Raw genomic sequence first — 17,198 nt, 5'->3', positions numbered from 1 at the left:
TTTCGGAGTGCGTCATTCTCCGGTTTGGCACGGGATTTGTCTTTTGTAGGTCAACTGCGGGTCAGCAACCGCAGTGAGGTTTCTTCATTTATTTAAGTTTGGGTTAGTAGTTTTAGGAGGGCAACCTCCGGGGGCAGCAGGCAATCGTGAGATTCCCTGCTGTTTTTGTTTACAACGTTAATTCGAAAGAAATCACAGATTTTATTCGTGGTTCGTAATATTTTTATTATATTTGACGCGGAGGCTTGGAAATTTCCGTTCTGCATATTGTCCAACCTTAAAACCGAAAGCCTATGAAACAGCCGTACACAAAACAGAATCGCTCTGTTTTGCTGGTTGCGGCCTTGTTGTTCGGGACCCTCTCGTGCAGCAAAACGGAAGTGGCGGAGTTGCCGGTCGTCGGATCGGATCCTCAACAGCAGCGCATCGTACTTACTCCCACGCGCACCTATGAAGAAGCACTGACCCTCGCGCAGCAGAGCATCGCCATCGTCGACAAACCGGCGACCCGCGCTCTGCGTGCGCGTACAATCCGCAGCACCCGGGGCCAATGCGTCACCGTCCCTGCGACCCGTAACGGCGAATCGCAGGCCGACACGCTGATGTACGTCTTCAATTTCGATGATGACAACGGGTTTGCCGTCATCGCAGCCAACCGGGCTGTCGACCCGGTGCTGGCCGTAGCCGAAAACGGCAACTATACCTACGGCGAAAAAACGGGCGTGGATAATTTCGACTTTTACATGGATGCCATGGTCCTGGGATTGGGAGAGAGGGTCAAACCGCCGATTTTCGATACATTGATTACTATCCCGAGTTTCAAGACGGTCGAAGTCGACGAAGACAGACATTGCAACCCGCTTGTTCCCGTCAAATGGAAACAAGACGGCTTTTTCGGAGAATATGCAGACAATGGCTTAGCAGGTTGTACTGCTGTCGCCATGGGGCAGATTCTGGCATATTATCGGCATCCGAAGTCCATAACGACTACCTATCCCAACAACGGCTTCACGCAGCACTGTGGTGAAACCATCGTATTGGATTGGGAAAGAATGATTGCGTATCCTTTCGGTTATGAAATTTCAGCTCTGATGCGCGAAATAGGGCAGAAAGTCGGTATGAATTATAGCAAGATTAATGAGAGCGAAGCCTCTGCATCCAACGTTCCGGCAGGATTCAAGGCATTCGGATTCCAATGCGAAAAATATTCTGCTTTCAATATTGGCCAAAGCAGGTCCGAATTGGATAAGCATCATCCTATTTTCTTGGATGGCCGCAAGTCTATAAACACTAAAAAGGGACATTCCTGGGTCGCCGACGGATATATCTATACGCGAAAAGGTACCGAATACTACGAACTCAGAATCATCGACGACGGATTCAACAAGCCGTATCGGGATTACGTAAAGGTATCTTCCAATGTAGTAACCACCGACCTTGTACATTATAATTGGGGATGGGATGGTTTGTACAATGGTTATTTTGCTACAAACAGCTCGGTCGATGTCTGGGACGAAACATACATCAACCTGAAAATGCTCGTTCCCCGTCTTTACCGTTAAAATCAACGATTATGAAAAAGCTATCCATTTTTGCAGTATTATTCTGCACTATCTCGTTGTCGGCTTGCAACAATACGGACAATGAGTTCGAGAACCCGATTTTGTCGAAAGTCGAGGAGATACTGAACAATCGGACGTCCGAGCCCGATTTGGCCGCTTTTCTCGAAACGGCGCAAACCGGAGTTTGGCTCTACGACGATCTTTGTCTCCATTATACGAACGGCGAAACTTACGCTGGAGGGTGGCTCGGAGGAACTCCTATTGACTATATGATGCTCCTGCCAGGTGGAGAATGCCGTATTTTTCTGGATTTGATGTTCAATCCCTTGATTCCGATGCTTTACCAAAAAGTCGAGTGGAGCGTCAGCGAACAGCGGGCCAACACGCTCGAACTCTACAGCGAAGAAATCGAGCGGAGCGCTGAGACGACCCATTACGACCAGTATGACGCGAGAACTACGCTCGAATTGCTCTACTTCCAGGACGGCATATTCATCATGAAAGGCATGCAGCCGTTCGCCTATGGCGGCGGGATGACCTCGCAAGGCATTTATTGGGACTACTGCACCATCGTTGGCCATATCGCTACGGACAAGGAGACGGTCGAAAAATACCGGGCCTGCGAATCCTACGACGAGTATCGCGCGCAGCATCCCGATATGTTCCCCGATAGATAGCCGCAGCGCATCGACGGCCGCTCCTAACGAAGCGGCCGTTTTTTTGTCCGCAGCGGTAAAGCGTCCTTGCAGGTTCGCGGACGAAAAACGGGTCCGGTCCGCCAAAAATATTACCTTTATAGAAAATAGGCTGCGTCTCAACGGTATCGAATAAATTTGGTACTGCATTCGACTTGCGCTATCTTTGCAGAAGATAAATTTCGCCGCGGCAAAGCCCGAACGAGTTCGGCTGTGCCCTCGGCTCGATTATCTTTGTCGATGCAAAAAGCACGAACCGCCATGAAAACAGCGACCCTTACGTTCAATCCGATTCAAGAGAACACCTATGTAGTGTGGGACGAGACCCACGAAGCGGTCATCGTCGATGCGGGCAACAGCAACGACCGCGAAAACGCGGCGCTGGAGCACTTCATCGCCGAGCACGGACTGCGCCCGGTGATGGCCGTCAACACCCATGGCCATTTCGACCACACGCTGGGCGTCTGCCACCTCAAGGAGCGCTACGGCATTCCGTTCGCCCTGTCGGCCAAAGACGGTTTTCTGCTGGAACATGCGCAGACGAGCGTCTCGATTTTCGGTGTGAAAGTGGGCGCCATGCCGACTGTCGACATCGACCTGGACCGCACGCCCGAAATCCGTTTCGGTACGACCGTCTTGCAGGTAATTCCCACCCCGGGCCATACGCCGGGCCATGTGGCGCTTTACGAACCGCAGTCCGGGGTCGTCTTCACGGGCGACACTCTTTTCCGCGAGAGCATCGGGCGCACCGACCTGCCGGGCGGCGATTATTCGTGGATCATGCGTTCGATACTTGACAAGCTGCTCCCGCTGGGCGACGGCACCCGGGTGCTGCCCGGTCACGGCGAGGAAACGACCATCGGCCACGAAACGCTCTACAATCCTTTCGTGACCGAAGTGCTCAACAACGAAGTCGATTGCCGGCAATGACCCGTCTGCTGCATCGGATACTCTACCGCCTGCTTCCGCTCGAAGGTTATCTTCGGGCGGTCAGCCGGATGTTCTTCGTCTTCCAGCGGCTCGGAATCGGGCGTTTCGCTCCGGCTACGGAGTACGTCTACCACCTGCCGCAGTTGGTCCGCAAAGGCGATGTCTGCATGGACCTCGGCGCCAACCTCGGTTATTACACCCGCACGCTTTCGCGGCTGGCGGGTCCTGCGGGATGCGTCCACGCGGTCGAGCCCGTGGCCCCGGTCCGCAAGGTGCTGAGCCGCAACCTGCGCCGCTGCGGCAACGTGGAAATCTACCCGTTCGCCCTCGGCACGGAGAACAAACCCGTCCGCATGGGCAACGATTCGGCGCGCACGAGCGGTTACTTGGGTACCGGGCAGAATTTCGTGAACGACACGGGCGGCAAGACAGACGTGGAATTCACAGCCGAAATGCGGCGCGGCAGCGAGTTGTTCGCCCATTTGCCGCGGCTGGATTTCGTCAAGTGCGACATCGAGGGCTACGAACTCATCGTCATGCGCGAGATGCGGCCCCTGCTGGAGCGGTTCCGTCCCACCGTGCTGATTGAAACCGGAGGCGAAAACCGTCCTGCAATCATCGGGCTGTTCCGCGCGATGGGATACGACGGATTCACCCTCGACCGCGGCCGCGAGGTGCCCCTCGACCCCGACCGTGATAACGGGAAAGACATCGTTTTCAGACCACGGCCGTGAATCATTCACCTTTACCTTATCGAAAATGCGCATCGACATCCTTACCGTAGTACCCGAACTGCTCGTCTCGCCGCTCAACGAATCCATCTTGAAGCGCGCGCAGGAGAAAGGGCTGGTCGAAATCGTGGTCCACAACCTCCACGACTACGCCCACGACCGCCGCAAGACCACCGACGACTACCCGTTCGGCGGCGAGGCGGGGATGGTCATGAAGTGCGAACCCGTCTTCGAGCTGGTCGAGAAACTCCAGGGCGAACGCCCCTACGACGAAATCATCTACACCTCGCCCGACGGCGTTCCCTACAACCAGCACGAAGCCAACCGTTTGTCGACGCTCGGCAACATCATCATCCTCTGCGGTCATTACAAGGGTATCGACCACCGTATCCGCGAGCACCTCGTCACGCGCGAAATTTCGATAGGCGACTATGTGCTCACGGGGGGCGAGCTCGCCGCCTGCATCATCGCCGATTCGGTGGTGCGCATCATCCCCGGGGCCATCGGCGACGAGGCGTCGGCGCTGACCGATTCTTTCCAGGACAACCTGCTGGCTCCTCCGGTCTATACGCGCCCGGCCGAGTTCCGCGGGTGGCGGGTCCCCGACGTGCTGCTTTCGGGCAATTTCGCCGAAATCGCCAGGTGGCAGGACGAGCAGGCCTACGAACGGACATTGAAACTGCGGCCGGACCTTTTGGAAAATGAAAAATGAAGAATGAAAAATTAAAAATCGGGTCGGGTTCCCGAAAGAGTTCCTGCCGTGATTCCGGGCCGCAGCTGAAAAGTTCTGCCTGGAACGGCAACGCAATTTTTCATTTTTAATTCTTAATTTTTAATTAAGATGAAATATTATCTGATAGCAGGCGAGCCGTCGGGCGATCTGCATGGCGCCAACCTCATCGGAGGGCTTCGGAACGCCGACCCGGCGGCCGAATTCCGTTTTTGGGGCGGCGACCGCATGGCCGAGGCGGGCGGACGCGTGAACCTGCGGAAGCATTACCGCGAGACTTCGTTCTTCGGTATCGTGCAGGTGCTTCGTAATTTGCGGACCATCAAGCGGCAGATGCGCGAGTGTCAGGCCGATGTCGCGGCGTTCGCACCCGATGTGTTGATTCTCGTCGATTACCCCGGGTTCAATATGAAAATGGCCCGTTGGGCCAAGGAACACGGCATCCGCACTTTCTATTACATTGCCCCCAAGGTGTGGGCGTGGCGCGAGTGGCGGGTCAAGGCCATTCGCAGGTATGTCGACCGCCTGTTCATCATCTTCCCGTTCGAGTGCGAATATTTCCGCCGCAAGGGCATCGAGCCGATTTTCGAGGGCAATCCGCTGGTCGATGCGCTCGAAGCCCGGCGGGAGACGCTGCCCACGGCCGAAGAATTCCGCCGCAGGCATGGATTGGACGGGCGGCCCATCGTCGCGTTGGTGGCCGGAAGCCGCCGGGGCGAAATCCGCGACAACCTGCCGCTGATGGCCCGGCTTTCGGAGCGTTTTCCCGGGCATCAGTTCGTCGTGACGGCCGTGCCGTGGCTCGAACGTTCGCTCTACGAGCAATATATGGCCGGGAGCGGTCTCCGCTACGTCTGCGACGAGACCTACGAGACACTCCACGTTGCCGAAGCGGCCGTCGTGACTTCGGGTACGGCGACCCTCGAAACGGCCTTGCTGGGGATTCCCGAAGTGGTGGTCTACCGCACGCTGTGGTTCCAGGTCAAGTTGCAGCCCTACGTACTCAAGGTTCCGTGGGTGTCGCTCGTCAACCTCAATCTCGGGCGCGAGGCCGTTACCGAAATCATTCAGTCGGACCTCTCCGTCGACCGGGCCGAACGCGAGCTGCGGGCCATCGTGGCCGGCGGGGCGAAGCGCGGGCGGATGCTCGCCGACTTCGACGAGCTGCGGGCCGTCATCGGCGGTCCCGGCGCCAGCGAGCGTTTCGCCCGCCGGATGGTGGAGGAGTTGAAACGTTGAACCCGCTTTGTCTGTAACCCCACCGGGCATGAATAGTTCTTTGCTTGCATCCATCGTCCTGCTGGTCTGCGCAGGCATCGCCTGCATCCGTCCGCAGTGGCTTTCGACAATCCGCCATTATTCCGATGCGGAGCGCCGGAACATCGAGTTGAAGCGGGTGCGGCGGACGGTCGGCGGTGGGTTGCTCCTGCTGGCTTTATTGACAGGCGCCGGAGGTTGGGTGTTTGTGGTCGCGGGTGTTCCGGAAACCGCACGCAGTGTTCTGCAAATCCTTGTGCTCTTTGTCGGAGTTATCGCCATTGTTGCACGTGTAGAAAAGTTCAACCATAACAGATAGCCAATGAAAATCATCTGCATAGGTCGCAATTATCGGGCGCATGCCGAGGAGCTGCACCGGGACATGGGGCTGGCGGCGGATGCGGCCGAACCGATTTGGTTTCTGAAGCCCGACACGGCGCTGCTGCGCAACAACGACCCGTTCTACATCCCGGCGTTCTCGCACGAGGTGCATTACGAGTGCGAGTTGGTGGTGCGCATCGACCGCGTCGGCCGTTCGATTGCCGAGAAGTTCGCCCACCGTTATTACCGCGAGGTGGGGCTCGGCATCGACTTCACGGCCCGCGACCTCCAGCGCGAAGCCATCGCCAAAGGGTTGCCCTGGGAGCCGGCCAAGGCGTTCGACCGTTCGGCGGCGCTCTCGCCCGAGTTTCTGCCGTTGGCAGAGTTGGGCGGCGACGTGCAGAACCTGCGGTTCGAGCTCTCCGTCAACGGCGAAGTGCGCCAGCAGGGTTTTACGGGCGACATGCTTTTCAGCGTCGACCGTATCGTCGCGGCGGTTTCGGAGTATACCACCCTGCGCATGGGCGACCTCATCTACACCGGAACTCCCGCAGGCGTGGGGCCCGTCGTTCCCGGCGATTGCCTGCGCGCCACGCTCGAAGGCCGCGAATTGTTGAATTTCGACATCAAATAGAACGAACATAATTCACGCTGAAAAACAAGAATTCTGCAAGGCTTCCGGCCTTGCCGCCCGGGGCCGGCTCGCGCAAAGCGCGACCCCCGCAGCCGGCCCGGGCGAACATCTTTCACCTTTAACTTTTCACTTTATATAATGTTGCTTCCCGAAAAACTCCGCCCTTACCGCCTGCTGCTGGCTTCGCAGTCGCCGCGCCGCCGCGAGCTGATGAACGGCTGCGGCCTGCCTTACGCGCCCGCTCCCCCATACGAGTGCGAGGAGGTCTATCCCGATAAGCTCGCCGCCGAGGAGGTTCCGGCCTACCTTTCGCAGCTCAAAAGCGATGCTTTTCCCCGGCCCCTCGCGCCCGATGAAATCCTCATGACCGCCGACACCGTGGTCATCCTCGACGGCCGCGTGTTGGGCAAGCCCCGCGACCGCGACGATGCTTTCGCCATGCTGCGCCGCCTTTCGGGCCACAGCCATACGGTCGTCTCGGGCGTGACACTGCGCACCGCCGCCCGGCGCCGTACTTTCTCCGCCCGCACGGAGGTGTGGTTCCGCATCCTCTCCGACGAAGAGATCGTTTTTTACATAGACAGCTACCGTCCCTACGACAAGGCCGGTTCCTACGGTATCCAGGAGTGGATCGGCTACGCCGCCATCGAGCGCATCGACGGTTCGTTCTTCAACGTCATGGGGCTGCCGATTCAGCGCGTCTATACCGAACTCGAAAAATTCATCGACCAACATTGAAACCATGAAACGTATTCTGCTGACCCTTTTTTCGCTCCTGCTGCTCGCGCCCGCCACGGCCGACGAGGGGATGTGGCTTCCGAGCCTGATTTCGCACCGCATCGGCGACATGCGCGCCAAAGGATTCCGCCTTACGGCCGACGACATCTATTCGGTCAACAAGGCTTCGATGAAAGACGCCGTGGTGCTTTTCGACGGCGGCTGTACGGGCGAGCTGGTTTCCGCCGAGGGGCTTCTGCTGACCAACCACCACTGCGGTTACGACGCCATCCAGAGCCATTCGACGCTCGAACACGATTATCTGACCCGCGGTTTCTGGGCCCGCTCGCGCGACGAGGAGCTGCCCAACAAAAACCTTAACGTCCGCTTCCTCGTCCGCATGGAGGAGGTGACCGACCGCATGGCCGCAGGCGAGACGGCCGACGAAATCGTCCGCAAGGCCGAAGCCGAGGGCAAAGGCTACAAGGCCGCTGTCGAGCAGATGTACTACGGCAACCAGCAGTTTCTCTTCCTCTACGAGCAGTTCGACGACGTGCGGCTGGTCGCCGCGCCGCCCTCGTCCATCGGCAAGTTCGGCGGCGACACCGACAACTGGATATGGCCCCGCCATACGGGCGATTTCTCGGTGTTCCGCGTCTACGCCGGGCCCGACAACAAGCCTGCCGCCTATTCGCCGGACAATGTGCCTTATCGTCCGCGCCGCCATTTCACGGTCTCCACGCGCGGGGTCGGCGAGGGCGACTTCACGATGATTTACGGTTTTCCCGGCAACACGCAGCAGTATATCCTCTCGGACGTGGTGAAGTACATCGCCGAAACTTCCGACCCGATGAAGATTGCCATCCGCACGGGGCGGCTCGATATTATCGCCGAGGCCCAGGAGAGCGACCCGGCCCTGCGCATCTACTACGCGGCCAAGCACGCCACGATTGCCAACGCATGGAAAAAGTGGCAGGGCGAGGTGCTGGGCATCAACCGGCTGGGCACCTATGACAAGAAGCTGCGGACCGAAGCACGGTTCGTCGAAGCCACGGGCGACGCCGAAGTGCTGGAGGAGCTGCGCAAGGAATTCGCCCGGGCGCTGCCTTATTATTATACGCGCGAGCTGCTGGCCGAGACGCTGCTGACCCTCGCTTACGGTTATGCCGAGGAGGAGAAGGCCGACCCGCTTTTCGCCAAGCGCGAGCCGACCGAACGGGCGCTCTACCGCCAGGCGTTCGGGGAGTATGCCGCCCGCAACAATCTTTTGCCCGCGATTCCCGAAATCGAAGCCGGGATAGGGCAGTACGGTTCTCCGGAGGCCTATGCCGACCATATTTTCGGGTTGGCCGTGAACGACCCCGCGAACGGCGAAATCGCGGCGCTGAAAACCGCCGTCGGAAAGCTCCATGCCGAAATCGTCGGCCGGCTCGGTACCCGGTCGCTGCGCAACTTCAACAGCGCACGCATGAACGAGCTCTATGCGCGTTATGTCGTGGGGCTGCGCCGCTGGGCCGCCGCCGAGAAGCGCGAGGGCGCCATGTTCCCCGATGCCAACCTCACCCTGCGTGTGGCCTACGGTACGGTGGCGGGCTACGAATATGCCGACGGCGAGTACCACAAGCCGCTGACCACCCTCGACGGCATCATCGCCAAGGACAATCCGGCGATTTACGACTACGACATTCCGCAGTCGCTGCGCGACCTCCATGCCTCGAAAGCCTACGGCCGCTGGGGCGTCGAAATCGGCGGCCGCCGCACGGTGCCGGTCTGCTTTCTGGCGACCAACCACACCACGGGCGGTAATTCGGGTTCGCCGATTCTCAACGCCCGCGGCGAATTGGTGGGCATCAACTTCGACCGCACGTGGCGTTCGACGATGAGCGACATCGAGTTCGACCCCGCTATCTGCCGCAACATTGCCGTCGACATCCGCTACGTGCTGATGGTCATCGACCGCATCGGCGGCGCAGGGTGCCTGCTCGACGAAATGACCCTCCGTTAAGCTGTCGTCCCGCAGCCGGGCCGGCGGAGTGTTCGTCGGCCCGGCGGGCGGGGCTTTCGGATAAAAATTCGTCGCGCGTATCGAAAAATTTGGCGGTTTGAAAATTATGTCCTATATTTGTGCTCCCGAATCGCAAGTTTCGGTATGTGTCGCCCAGGTGGTGAAATTGGTAGACACGCTACTTTGAGGGGGTAGTGAACGTTTAGTTCGTGCAAGTTCGAGTCTTGTCCTGGGCACTGGAAACCGCGTCAAACGATTGTTTGACGCGGTTTTGTTTTGCGGTTCCGCCGGACTGCGCGCTGAAGACGCGTCGCAGGCGGCAGCCTCGAAATACTTTTCGACTTTCGGCTTTTATTGCTATTTTTGTGTCGGCAAATCGAATCTTATGGCAAGAAAGAAAGCGAATTACCCTTTGATCGAAGGGTTGGAGATAACGACCCTGGCGGCCGAAGGCAAGGCGATGGGCCGCTGGAACGAGCAGGTGGTCTTCGTTCCGATGACCGTGCCGGGCGATGTGGTCGACGTGCAGATTCGCGTCAAGCGCCGTCGCTTCATGGAGGGTTATGCGGTCCGTTACGTGAAGAAGTCGCCCTTGCGGGCCGAGCCGTTCTGCGAGCATTTCGGTACCTGCGGCGGCTGCAAGTGGCAGAATCTGCCTTACGAGGAGCAGCTGCGGTTCAAGCGCGGGCAGGTGCGCGACCAGCTGACACGCATCGGCAAGGTCGAACTGCCCGAAATCGCGCCTTGCCTGGGTTCGGAGCATACGCAGTTCTACCGCAACAAGCTGGAATTCACCTTTGCCGACCGCCGTTGGCTCACCCGCGAGGAGGTGGCGGCCGGGGGCGACATCGCCGCGGAGCCTGCCGCCGGGTTCCATATCCCGGGCATGTTCGACAAGGTGCTGGACATTCGCAGGTGCTGGCTTCAGCCCGAGCCCTCGAACGCCCTGCGCGACGAGGTAAAACGTTTTAGCATCGAGCACGGCTACACGTTCCACAACGCGCGGACGCACGAGGGGCTGATGCGCAACATGGTGGTGCGGACCGCATCGACGGGCGAGGTGATGGTCATCGTGGTCTTCGGGGCCGACGACCGGCCGAAAATCGAGGCGCTGCTGGACCACCTGGCGGCGAAGTTCCCGCAAATCACATCGCTGTGCTATGTCGTCAATACGAAATTCAACGATTCGACGGGCGATCTCGACGCGGTGTGCTACCGCGGCAAGGACCATATCGTCGAAGAGATGGAGGGGCTGCGGTTCAAGGTGGGTGCTAAATCGTTTTATCAGACCAATTCGGCGCAGGCCTACGAGCTTTACAAGGTGGCGCGGGAGTTTGCCGACTTGAAATCCGACGACGTTCTTTACGACCTCTATACGGGCACGGGCACTATCGCCAACTTTTGCGCCCGCCATTGCCGCCGGGTGGTGGGCATCGAGTATGTGCCCGAAGCCATCGAGGATGCGAAGCTCAATTCCGAGCTCAACGGCATCGGCAATACGGCGTTCTATGCGGGCGACATGAAAGCGGTGCTCGACGATGCGTTCGTCGAAGCCAACGGTCGGCCCGACGTGGTGATTCTCGACCCGCCGCGCGCCGGGGTCGACGAGCCTGTCGTCGACGTCATTCTGCGGGCCGCGCCCGAACGCATCGTCTACGTGAGCTGCAACCCCGCTACGCAGGCCCGCGACCTGGCTCTGCTGGACGCCGACTACCGGGTCGTGGCCGTGCAGCCCGTCGACATGTTCCCCCACACGCACCACGTCGAGAACGTGGTGAAACTCGTGAGACGATAGAAAATGAAGCGAATCGTCTTTTTCGCACTGTCGCTGCTGCCGGTTCTTGCGGCGGCGCAACCCAAAGTCCGCATTGACCGCAGCCCGACGCTTGGTGTGTCGTACATGCTTGAGAACAAAACGCGTCCGGGCATGGTGACTGTGCTGGTGAAGCTCCGCGACCTGCGGAATACGTATGCCCCGTCGGAAAACCGCTACCTTTCCACGCAGTCGGGCGATATCTATCGGTTCGAGGTGGCCAATAACATGACCCGTTTTCTGTCGCTCCGGCCCATCGACAAATCGAAGCCGGTTGGATACGGTGCGGGCGTCTACGCCGTCTACGAGGGGTACATCTCCTCCGAGGTCGATACGGCGTTCGTCTACCGGATGCCCTGCACGACCATGCACCCGGTGAGGGTCCGCCGCCTGACCGGCAGCGAGAAGATGCCCCGGACCGGAAATGTGCGCTATGCGTTCCGTTGCGAAGCGGGCGACACGGTCTATGCGGCCCGTCGCGGCATAGTCATCCGGCTCACGAAACCTCGTGAACGCGACATCGACCTCTCTACGCTGAAATCGACCTCCGAGCGCACGCGTCTGACGGTCGAGCATTCCGACGGTTCGATGGTGTGTTACAGCGGTTTCGCCGAGTGGCTGGAGCCGTTCGTCAGCGAGGGCGACGAGGTGTTGCCGGGTCAGCCGCTGGGTCTGGTCGGCGGATTGACGGAGGAGAGCGACGGCCGCTACTACGTGCTTCAGTTCTTGTGCTATCGTTGGATGTTCACCGACGAAAATGCGTCGATCGAACGGTTCCCGAAAGTTGCCGGTGAGAGCATCGTTCCGCGCTTCGCCACGACCGAGGGTGCCATAATCATTCCGGACAAAGGCGAATACAGGGCCGTGATGAATGACGAACTGCTGACGCGCGAAATGACCAAACGCGAGGTGAAGAAACTGAAAGGCAATAAAAAGTAGCGCCCCGGCGTTATATTTGCAAACAGAACGCTTGTCCAACAAAACAGAAGATTATGAAACGCATCGTTTTACTGGCGGCCGCCGTGGCCGCATTCGCACTGCCTGTCTCTGCGCAGGTGCAGGAAGCCTTTCCGAGCTACATTCAGGTGAACGGACGTGCCGAAAAGGAAATCGTGCCCGACGAATTCTACCTTTCGGTGGTCATCGACGAACGCGATTCCAAAGGCAAGATTTCGGTCGAGAGCCAGCAGCGCGACATGATTGCCGCGCTGAAAAAGCAGGGCGTGAACATCGAGAAGCAGCTCAAGGTTGCCAACCTGTCGAGCGAATTCTTCAAGAAGAACACTTCGGTGGCGACGGCCAAGTATCAGCTGCAGCTGGGTTCGGCGGCCGAGGTGGCCAAGGTATGGCAGGCACTCGACAAGCTGGGCATCTCCAACGTTTCGATACTGAAGGTGTCGCACTCCCGGATCGACTCGCTCAAGGAAGCGGTGCGCGTCGAAGCTATCCGCAACGCACAGCAGAGCGCCCGCACGCTGGCCGAAGCCATCGGTCAGAAGGTGGGCAAGTGCTTCTACATCTGGGACTCGAACAACGACATCATGCCCTCGTACTACAACAATGCGCTGACCATGCGCAGCATGAAGGCGATGGATGCCGCCGGGGCCGAGGGGGCTGCCGACGAAGAGCCGCTCGACTTCAAGACCATCAAGCTCCAGTACAGCGTGCAGACCAAGTTCGTGCTGGAATAGCGCGCGGCATGTGTTTCCGACAACCGAAGAGGATGGCCCCGCCGTCCTCTTTGTTGTCTGCGGCGGTGGAATTCGCCGCGCGGTTTGCGTTTTTCCGAAATTTAACCTAATTTTGTTTTCTTACGTTTCGATTATGAAAAAGGAACATCGTTTCAGCTACGAGCATTACGATTCGCCCGCGGCGCTTCCGGAGTCCGACCGGGCGTTGGTGGCAGAAGCCGAACGCGCCACGGCGAGGGCCTATGCTCCCTACTCGAAATTCCGCGTCGGAGCCGCGGCCCGGCTGCGCAGCGGCCGGATTCTGAGCGGCAGCAACATCGAGAGCGAGGTCTTCCCCGCGGGGCTGTGCGCCGAGCGCTCGCTGCTGTTCTATGCGCAGGCCAACTTTGCCGACGACCCCATCGAGACGCTGGCCATCGCTTCGGACCCCTCCGAACGCGAGTGCTACCCCTGCGGGCAGTGCCGCCAGGTGATGGTCGACGTCGAACGCCGCCAGGGCTGCCCCATGCGGGTCATCATGAGCGGCAGCGGCACGGCCAGCGCAGTCGAAACGGCGGCTCAGCTGCTGCCCTTCACCTTTATCTTGTAGCCCCATGTTCTCGCCCGACGATATTCTTTATGAAGACAACCACCTGCTGATAGTCAACAAGCACTGCGGCGATTTGGTGCAGCCCGACCCCTCGGGCGAGAGTGCGCTGGAGGACCGGATAAAACGCTTCATCAAGGAGCGCGACGGCAAGCCCGGCGAGGTGTTTCTCGGCGTGGTGCACCGCATCGACCGCCCGGTGAGCGGCGCGGTGCTTTTCGCCAAGACCTCCAAGGCGCTGGTGCGGCTCAACGAAATGATTCGCGAGGGGCGCATCCGCAAGGTCTATTGGGCGCTGACCGAGAACCGGCCCGAAGCCGAGAGCGGCGAACTGCGCCACTATATTCTCCGCGACGGCAGGACCAACCGCTCCAAGGCGTTCGACGCTCCGCGGCCCGAAGCCAAGGAGGCCCGGCTGAAATACCGGATGGCCGGCGCCGGAACCCGCTACACGCTTTTGGAGGTGGAACTGCTGACCGGGCGGCATCATCAGATACGCGCCCAGCTCTCGAAAATCGGCTGCCCGATTCGCGGCGACCTGAAATACGGCGCCAAGCGTTCACTGCCCGGCGGGGGGATTTCGCTCCATTCGCGGCAGGTGGCGTTCGACCACCCGGTGCGGCACGAGCAGGTGGAGGTGACGGCTCCTGTGCCGGCGGGCGACAATTTGTGGGCTTGTTTCGAGAATTCGTAGCCGAATGCGTCTGCTTGTTCAACGTGTGCGGAGCGCCGCGGTCGACATCGGCGGCGAGCGCTGCTCCGAAATCGGGGCGGGGCTGCTGGTGCTGGTCGGCGTGGGCGGGGACGACACGCAGGAGGACATCGAATATCTGGCCGGAAAACTCGTGCGGCTGCGGATTTTCGACGACGAAGCGGGCATCATGAATCTCGACGTGAAGCAGGCAGGGGGCGGAGTGCTGGCCGTGAGCCAGTTCACGCTGATGGCCTCGACGCGCAAGGGCAACCGGCCCTCCTACATCAAGGCAGCGCCCGAAGCGGTCTCCCGGCCGCTTTACGAAGCGTTCGTGCGGCGGGTGGAAGAACTGCTCGGACAGGCGGTGCCTACGGGGCGTTTCGGGGCCGACATGCAGGTGTCGCTCGTGAACGACGGCCCGGTGACGATATGGATGGACTCGAAGAACAAGGATTGAAAACTACGGCCCGGAACCGGATTCCGCCGCGGCCGACAAAATAAAATAACCGGACTAACGTTTCCTCCTCATGAGAAGATTTTTCGCGTTTGTTTATTGTTTTTCTGCGCTGGCGTTCGCGGCCTGCGACAACAACAAGGGCGATTCGCCCGAGCAGTGGTTCCGCCAGCCCGAAGTGACGGTCGACGGACTGACCGCCGAGGTGACCTGCCTGACGCTTTTCGGCAAGGGCGTGCTTGCGTCGAACCCCTGCGGATTTGTCTGCCAACCCGTTTCGAGCGCTTCGACGGCTCCGGCGATTACGGTCACCGACCCCCGTATCGAGGACAGCATGCTCAAATGTACGCTGACTTCGCTGGCCCCCGAGACGGTCTACATGGTTTATCCGTTCGTCGATATGAACGGCGAGCGCATGGCCGGAAAGCCCGCCGTGTTCCAGACCTGGGAGGCTCCCGAAGAGCCCGACCCGGACAACCCGGGGCCGGACGAGCCTAAGCCCGATCCCGATCCCGATCCGGACCAGCCTACCCCCCCCCAGGACCCCGGTGCGACCCGTCACTCGGGCTGGGCCGAACTGCTGGGCGAGAAAGAGAATGCGGACTATTATTATGCCTACTACATGTGCGCCAATGCGCCGACGGTCCGCAACTATACGGTATGCTTCAGTAAAGAGCTGTGCGGTCCGATATGGGTGGCGTACCCGATGCACAAGTACTACACGAACGGAGATGTGGGCCGTAATGAAAAATGGCAGTACGGGCCGATTATCCCGACGAGCGTGCAGCCCAGTCTGAAATCGGCGTACAAGCCCATCAACAGCTATTCCCGCGGCCACATGCTGGCCTCCAACGACCGTCAGTCGAGCGTGGCCATCAACGAGCAGACCTACTATTTCACCAACATGTCGCCGCAGATTCAGAACGGCTTCAACGGCGGTATCTGGAAAGACCTTGAACTGAATTGCCACAAGATGATATGCTCCGATACGCTCTATATGGTGACGGGCGCTCATTTTGCCAATCGCAATACGACCTGCGAGGACAACAGCAAACCCGCCAAAAAAGTAACCGTGCCGACGAACTTCTACAAGGTGCTGATCCGTTCCAAGGCGGGCAATACGGGCAAACCCCTGTGGGAGCTTTCGGCCGATGAAATAGAATGCGCCGGATACTGGTTCGACCACAAGTCCTATTCGGGCGTGACGCCGTCGCAGTTCATCAAGTCGGTGGAGTGGATCGAACAGCAGACCGGACAGACGTTCTTCCCGAACGTGCCGCAGGCGCCCAAAGGCAAGCTCAATACGTCGTTCTGGAAGATATAGATGATTTATCCTTGGGGCGATTCGCGGCGGTATAACTCCTATGCCGGGTATTTCCGCCGGGTATTCGGCGGCCGGGTGCAGAAGCTCTCGGCAGATGCCGGATTCACCTGCCCCAACCGTGACGGCACGATAGCCGAGGGAGGGTGTACGTTCTGCAACAACGGAGCGTTCACCCCCTCTTATTGCATCCCCTCGAAAGGCATCCGCCGGCAAATCGAGGAGGGCATCGAATTCCATAGGCGGCGTTATCGCGGTGCGTCGCGCTACTTGGTTTATTTCCAGTCGTTTTCCAACACCTATGCGCCGCTCGAACGGCTGCGGACGCTCTATGCCGAAGCGCTGGCGCATCCGGAGGTGGCGGGCATTGTCGTGGGGACGCGTCCCGACTGCATCGACGAGGAGAAGCTCGATTACTTCGCCGGGCTGGCCCGGACGCACTACGTAGCCATCGAATACGGCATCGAATCGACCTGCGACGAGACGCTGCGCGCCGTGAACCGCGGCCACGACTTCGCCACGGCCTGCCGTGCCGTGCGGATGACTGCCGAACGGGGGCTGCATGTCGGCGCCCATTTCATTTTGGGCCTGCCGGGCGAGAGCGACGAAATGCTCGTTGCGCAGACTTCCCTTATCAACGCCCTGCCGCTGACGACGGTCAAATTCCACCAGCTGCAGATTTTCCGCGACACGCCGATGGCGGCGCAGTACGACGCCGACCCCGGGCGGTTCCGCTTCTGGACGCTCGACGAATACATCGCTCTTTTCACCGAAATCCTGCGCCGCCTGCGCCCCTCGCTGGTGGTCGAGCGTTTCGCCTCCGAAGCGCCGCCGCGTTACCACTACGGGCCGAATTGGGGCTTGGTGCGCAACGAACAATTGTGGGCGATGCTCGAAAAACGGCTGGAAGAGACAGACGCCTGGCAAGGGGAACTTTTTGCTGCTAAAACGTTTTAGCAACGAGTGCTGCCATATGCTGCCGAGGGCCGGATATTGGCCGGGAAAGAAAAGAATCTACCGTAGCGATTTTTTATTATCTTTGCAACAAGCTAATATT

Annotated in this window: 18 protein-coding genes and 1 tRNA gene; all 19 read left to right on the top strand. The window is 59.4% G+C overall.

From position 1 onward, the window contains the following. Positions 1-293: 293 nt before the first annotated feature. The 19 genes from NFR47_RS01590 (at position 294) to mnmL (ending at position 17,098) form a co-directional block, all read left to right on the top strand. Positions 294-1,562: a C10 family peptidase gene (locus tag NFR47_RS01590; protein WP_251213834.1), complete on the top strand. Its 1,269-nt coding sequence runs from the start codon at positions 294-296 to the stop codon at positions 1,560-1,562. Between the two features lie 11 nt (positions 1,563-1,573). Then, on the top strand, positions 1,574-2,239 hold the full coding sequence (locus tag NFR47_RS01585; RefSeq protein ID WP_251213833.1) for a hypothetical protein: 666 nt from the start codon (positions 1,574-1,576) through the stop codon (positions 2,237-2,239). 279 nt (positions 2,240-2,518) lie between these two features. Then, on the top strand, positions 2,519-3,187 hold the full coding sequence (locus NFR47_RS01580; protein ID WP_251213832.1) for an MBL fold metallo-hydrolase: 669 nt from the start codon (positions 2,519-2,521) through the stop codon (positions 3,185-3,187). Next, positions 3,184-3,921 carry an FkbM family methyltransferase gene (locus NFR47_RS01575; protein ID WP_251213831.1) on the top strand — a complete coding sequence of 246 codons (738 nt, stop codon included), beginning with the start codon at positions 3,184-3,186 and terminating at the stop codon, positions 3,919-3,921. The genes NFR47_RS01580 and NFR47_RS01575 overlap by 4 nt, the downstream gene beginning before the upstream one ends. Before the next feature lie 25 nt (positions 3,922-3,946). Next, a complete protein-coding gene (gene trmD, locus NFR47_RS01570) occupies positions 3,947-4,630 on the top strand; it encodes a tRNA (guanosine(37)-N1)-methyltransferase TrmD (protein WP_251213830.1) in 684 nt (227 codons plus the stop codon). Between the two features lie 129 nt (positions 4,631-4,759). Continuing rightward, positions 4,760-5,887, top strand: coding sequence for a lipid-A-disaccharide synthase (lpxB, locus tag NFR47_RS01565; protein ID WP_251213829.1), 1,128 nt, complete (start codon positions 4,760-4,762; stop codon positions 5,885-5,887). Between the two features lie 28 nt (positions 5,888-5,915). Then, positions 5,916-6,224, top strand: coding sequence for a hypothetical protein (locus NFR47_RS01560; protein WP_251213828.1), 309 nt, complete (start codon positions 5,916-5,918; stop codon positions 6,222-6,224). Between the two features lie 3 nt (positions 6,225-6,227). Further along, positions 6,228-6,860 carry a fumarylacetoacetate hydrolase family protein gene (locus NFR47_RS01555; protein WP_251213827.1) on the top strand — a complete coding sequence of 211 codons (633 nt, stop codon included), beginning with the start codon at positions 6,228-6,230 and terminating at the stop codon, positions 6,858-6,860. A 138-nt stretch (positions 6,861-6,998) separates the two neighbouring features. Next, positions 6,999-7,598, top strand: a complete 600-nt coding sequence (locus NFR47_RS01550; protein ID WP_251213826.1) for a Maf family nucleotide pyrophosphatase — start codon at positions 6,999-7,001, stop codon at positions 7,596-7,598. 4 nt (positions 7,599-7,602) lie between these two features. After that, complete coding sequence (locus NFR47_RS01545) at positions 7,603-9,582, top strand: S46 family peptidase (RefSeq protein ID WP_251213825.1); 1,980 nt, start codon at positions 7,603-7,605, stop codon at positions 9,580-9,582. A gap of 151 nt (positions 9,583-9,733) precedes the next feature. Further along, a tRNA-Leu gene (locus NFR47_RS01540) sits at positions 9,734-9,818 on the top strand. Between the two features lie 149 nt (positions 9,819-9,967). Beyond that, the gene (rlmD, locus tag NFR47_RS01535; protein ID WP_251213824.1) at positions 9,968-11,377 is read left to right on the top strand and encodes a 23S rRNA (uracil(1939)-C(5))-methyltransferase RlmD; all 1,410 of its coding nucleotides are present in this window, start codon (positions 9,968-9,970) and stop codon (positions 11,375-11,377) included. A gap of 3 nt (positions 11,378-11,380) precedes the next feature. Next, positions 11,381-12,334 carry a M23 family metallopeptidase gene (locus tag NFR47_RS01530; RefSeq protein ID WP_251213823.1) on the top strand — a complete coding sequence of 318 codons (954 nt, stop codon included), beginning with the start codon at positions 11,381-11,383 and terminating at the stop codon, positions 12,332-12,334. A gap of 53 nt (positions 12,335-12,387) precedes the next feature. Further along, the gene (locus tag NFR47_RS01525) at positions 12,388-13,086 is read left to right on the top strand and encodes an SIMPL domain-containing protein (RefSeq protein WP_251213822.1); all 699 of its coding nucleotides are present in this window, start codon (positions 12,388-12,390) and stop codon (positions 13,084-13,086) included. Positions 13,087-13,219: 133 nt separating this feature from the next. Further along, on the top strand, positions 13,220-13,675 hold the full coding sequence (locus tag NFR47_RS01520; protein WP_251213821.1) for a cytidine deaminase: 456 nt from the start codon (positions 13,220-13,222) through the stop codon (positions 13,673-13,675). Between the two features lie 4 nt (positions 13,676-13,679). Continuing rightward, positions 13,680-14,366, top strand: coding sequence for an RluA family pseudouridine synthase (locus NFR47_RS01515; protein WP_251213820.1), 687 nt, complete (start codon positions 13,680-13,682; stop codon positions 14,364-14,366). A 4-nt stretch (positions 14,367-14,370) separates the two neighbouring features. After that, entirely contained in the window at positions 14,371-14,823 is a 453-nt protein-coding gene (gene dtd, locus NFR47_RS01510; protein WP_251213819.1) for a D-aminoacyl-tRNA deacylase, read from the top strand. 70 nt (positions 14,824-14,893) lie between these two features. Then, entirely contained in the window at positions 14,894-16,144 is a 1,251-nt protein-coding gene (locus NFR47_RS01505) for a DNA/RNA non-specific endonuclease (protein ID WP_251213818.1), read from the top strand. Next, positions 16,145-17,098 (top strand): tRNA modification radical SAM protein MnmL/YtqA, encoded by a 954-nt coding sequence (gene mnmL, locus NFR47_RS01500; protein ID WP_251213817.1) that lies wholly within the window; start codon positions 16,145-16,147, stop codon positions 17,096-17,098. The last annotated feature ends 100 nt before the right edge of the window (positions 17,099-17,198 follow it).

Origin of the sequence: Alistipes muris, assembly GCF_943193205.1 — a bacterium.
Lineage (GTDB): Bacteria > Bacteroidota > Bacteroidia > Bacteroidales > Rikenellaceae > Alistipes > Alistipes muris.
The sequence above is the reverse complement of the archived record's forward strand: the minus strand, read 5'-3'. Positions and strand labels throughout refer to the sequence as shown.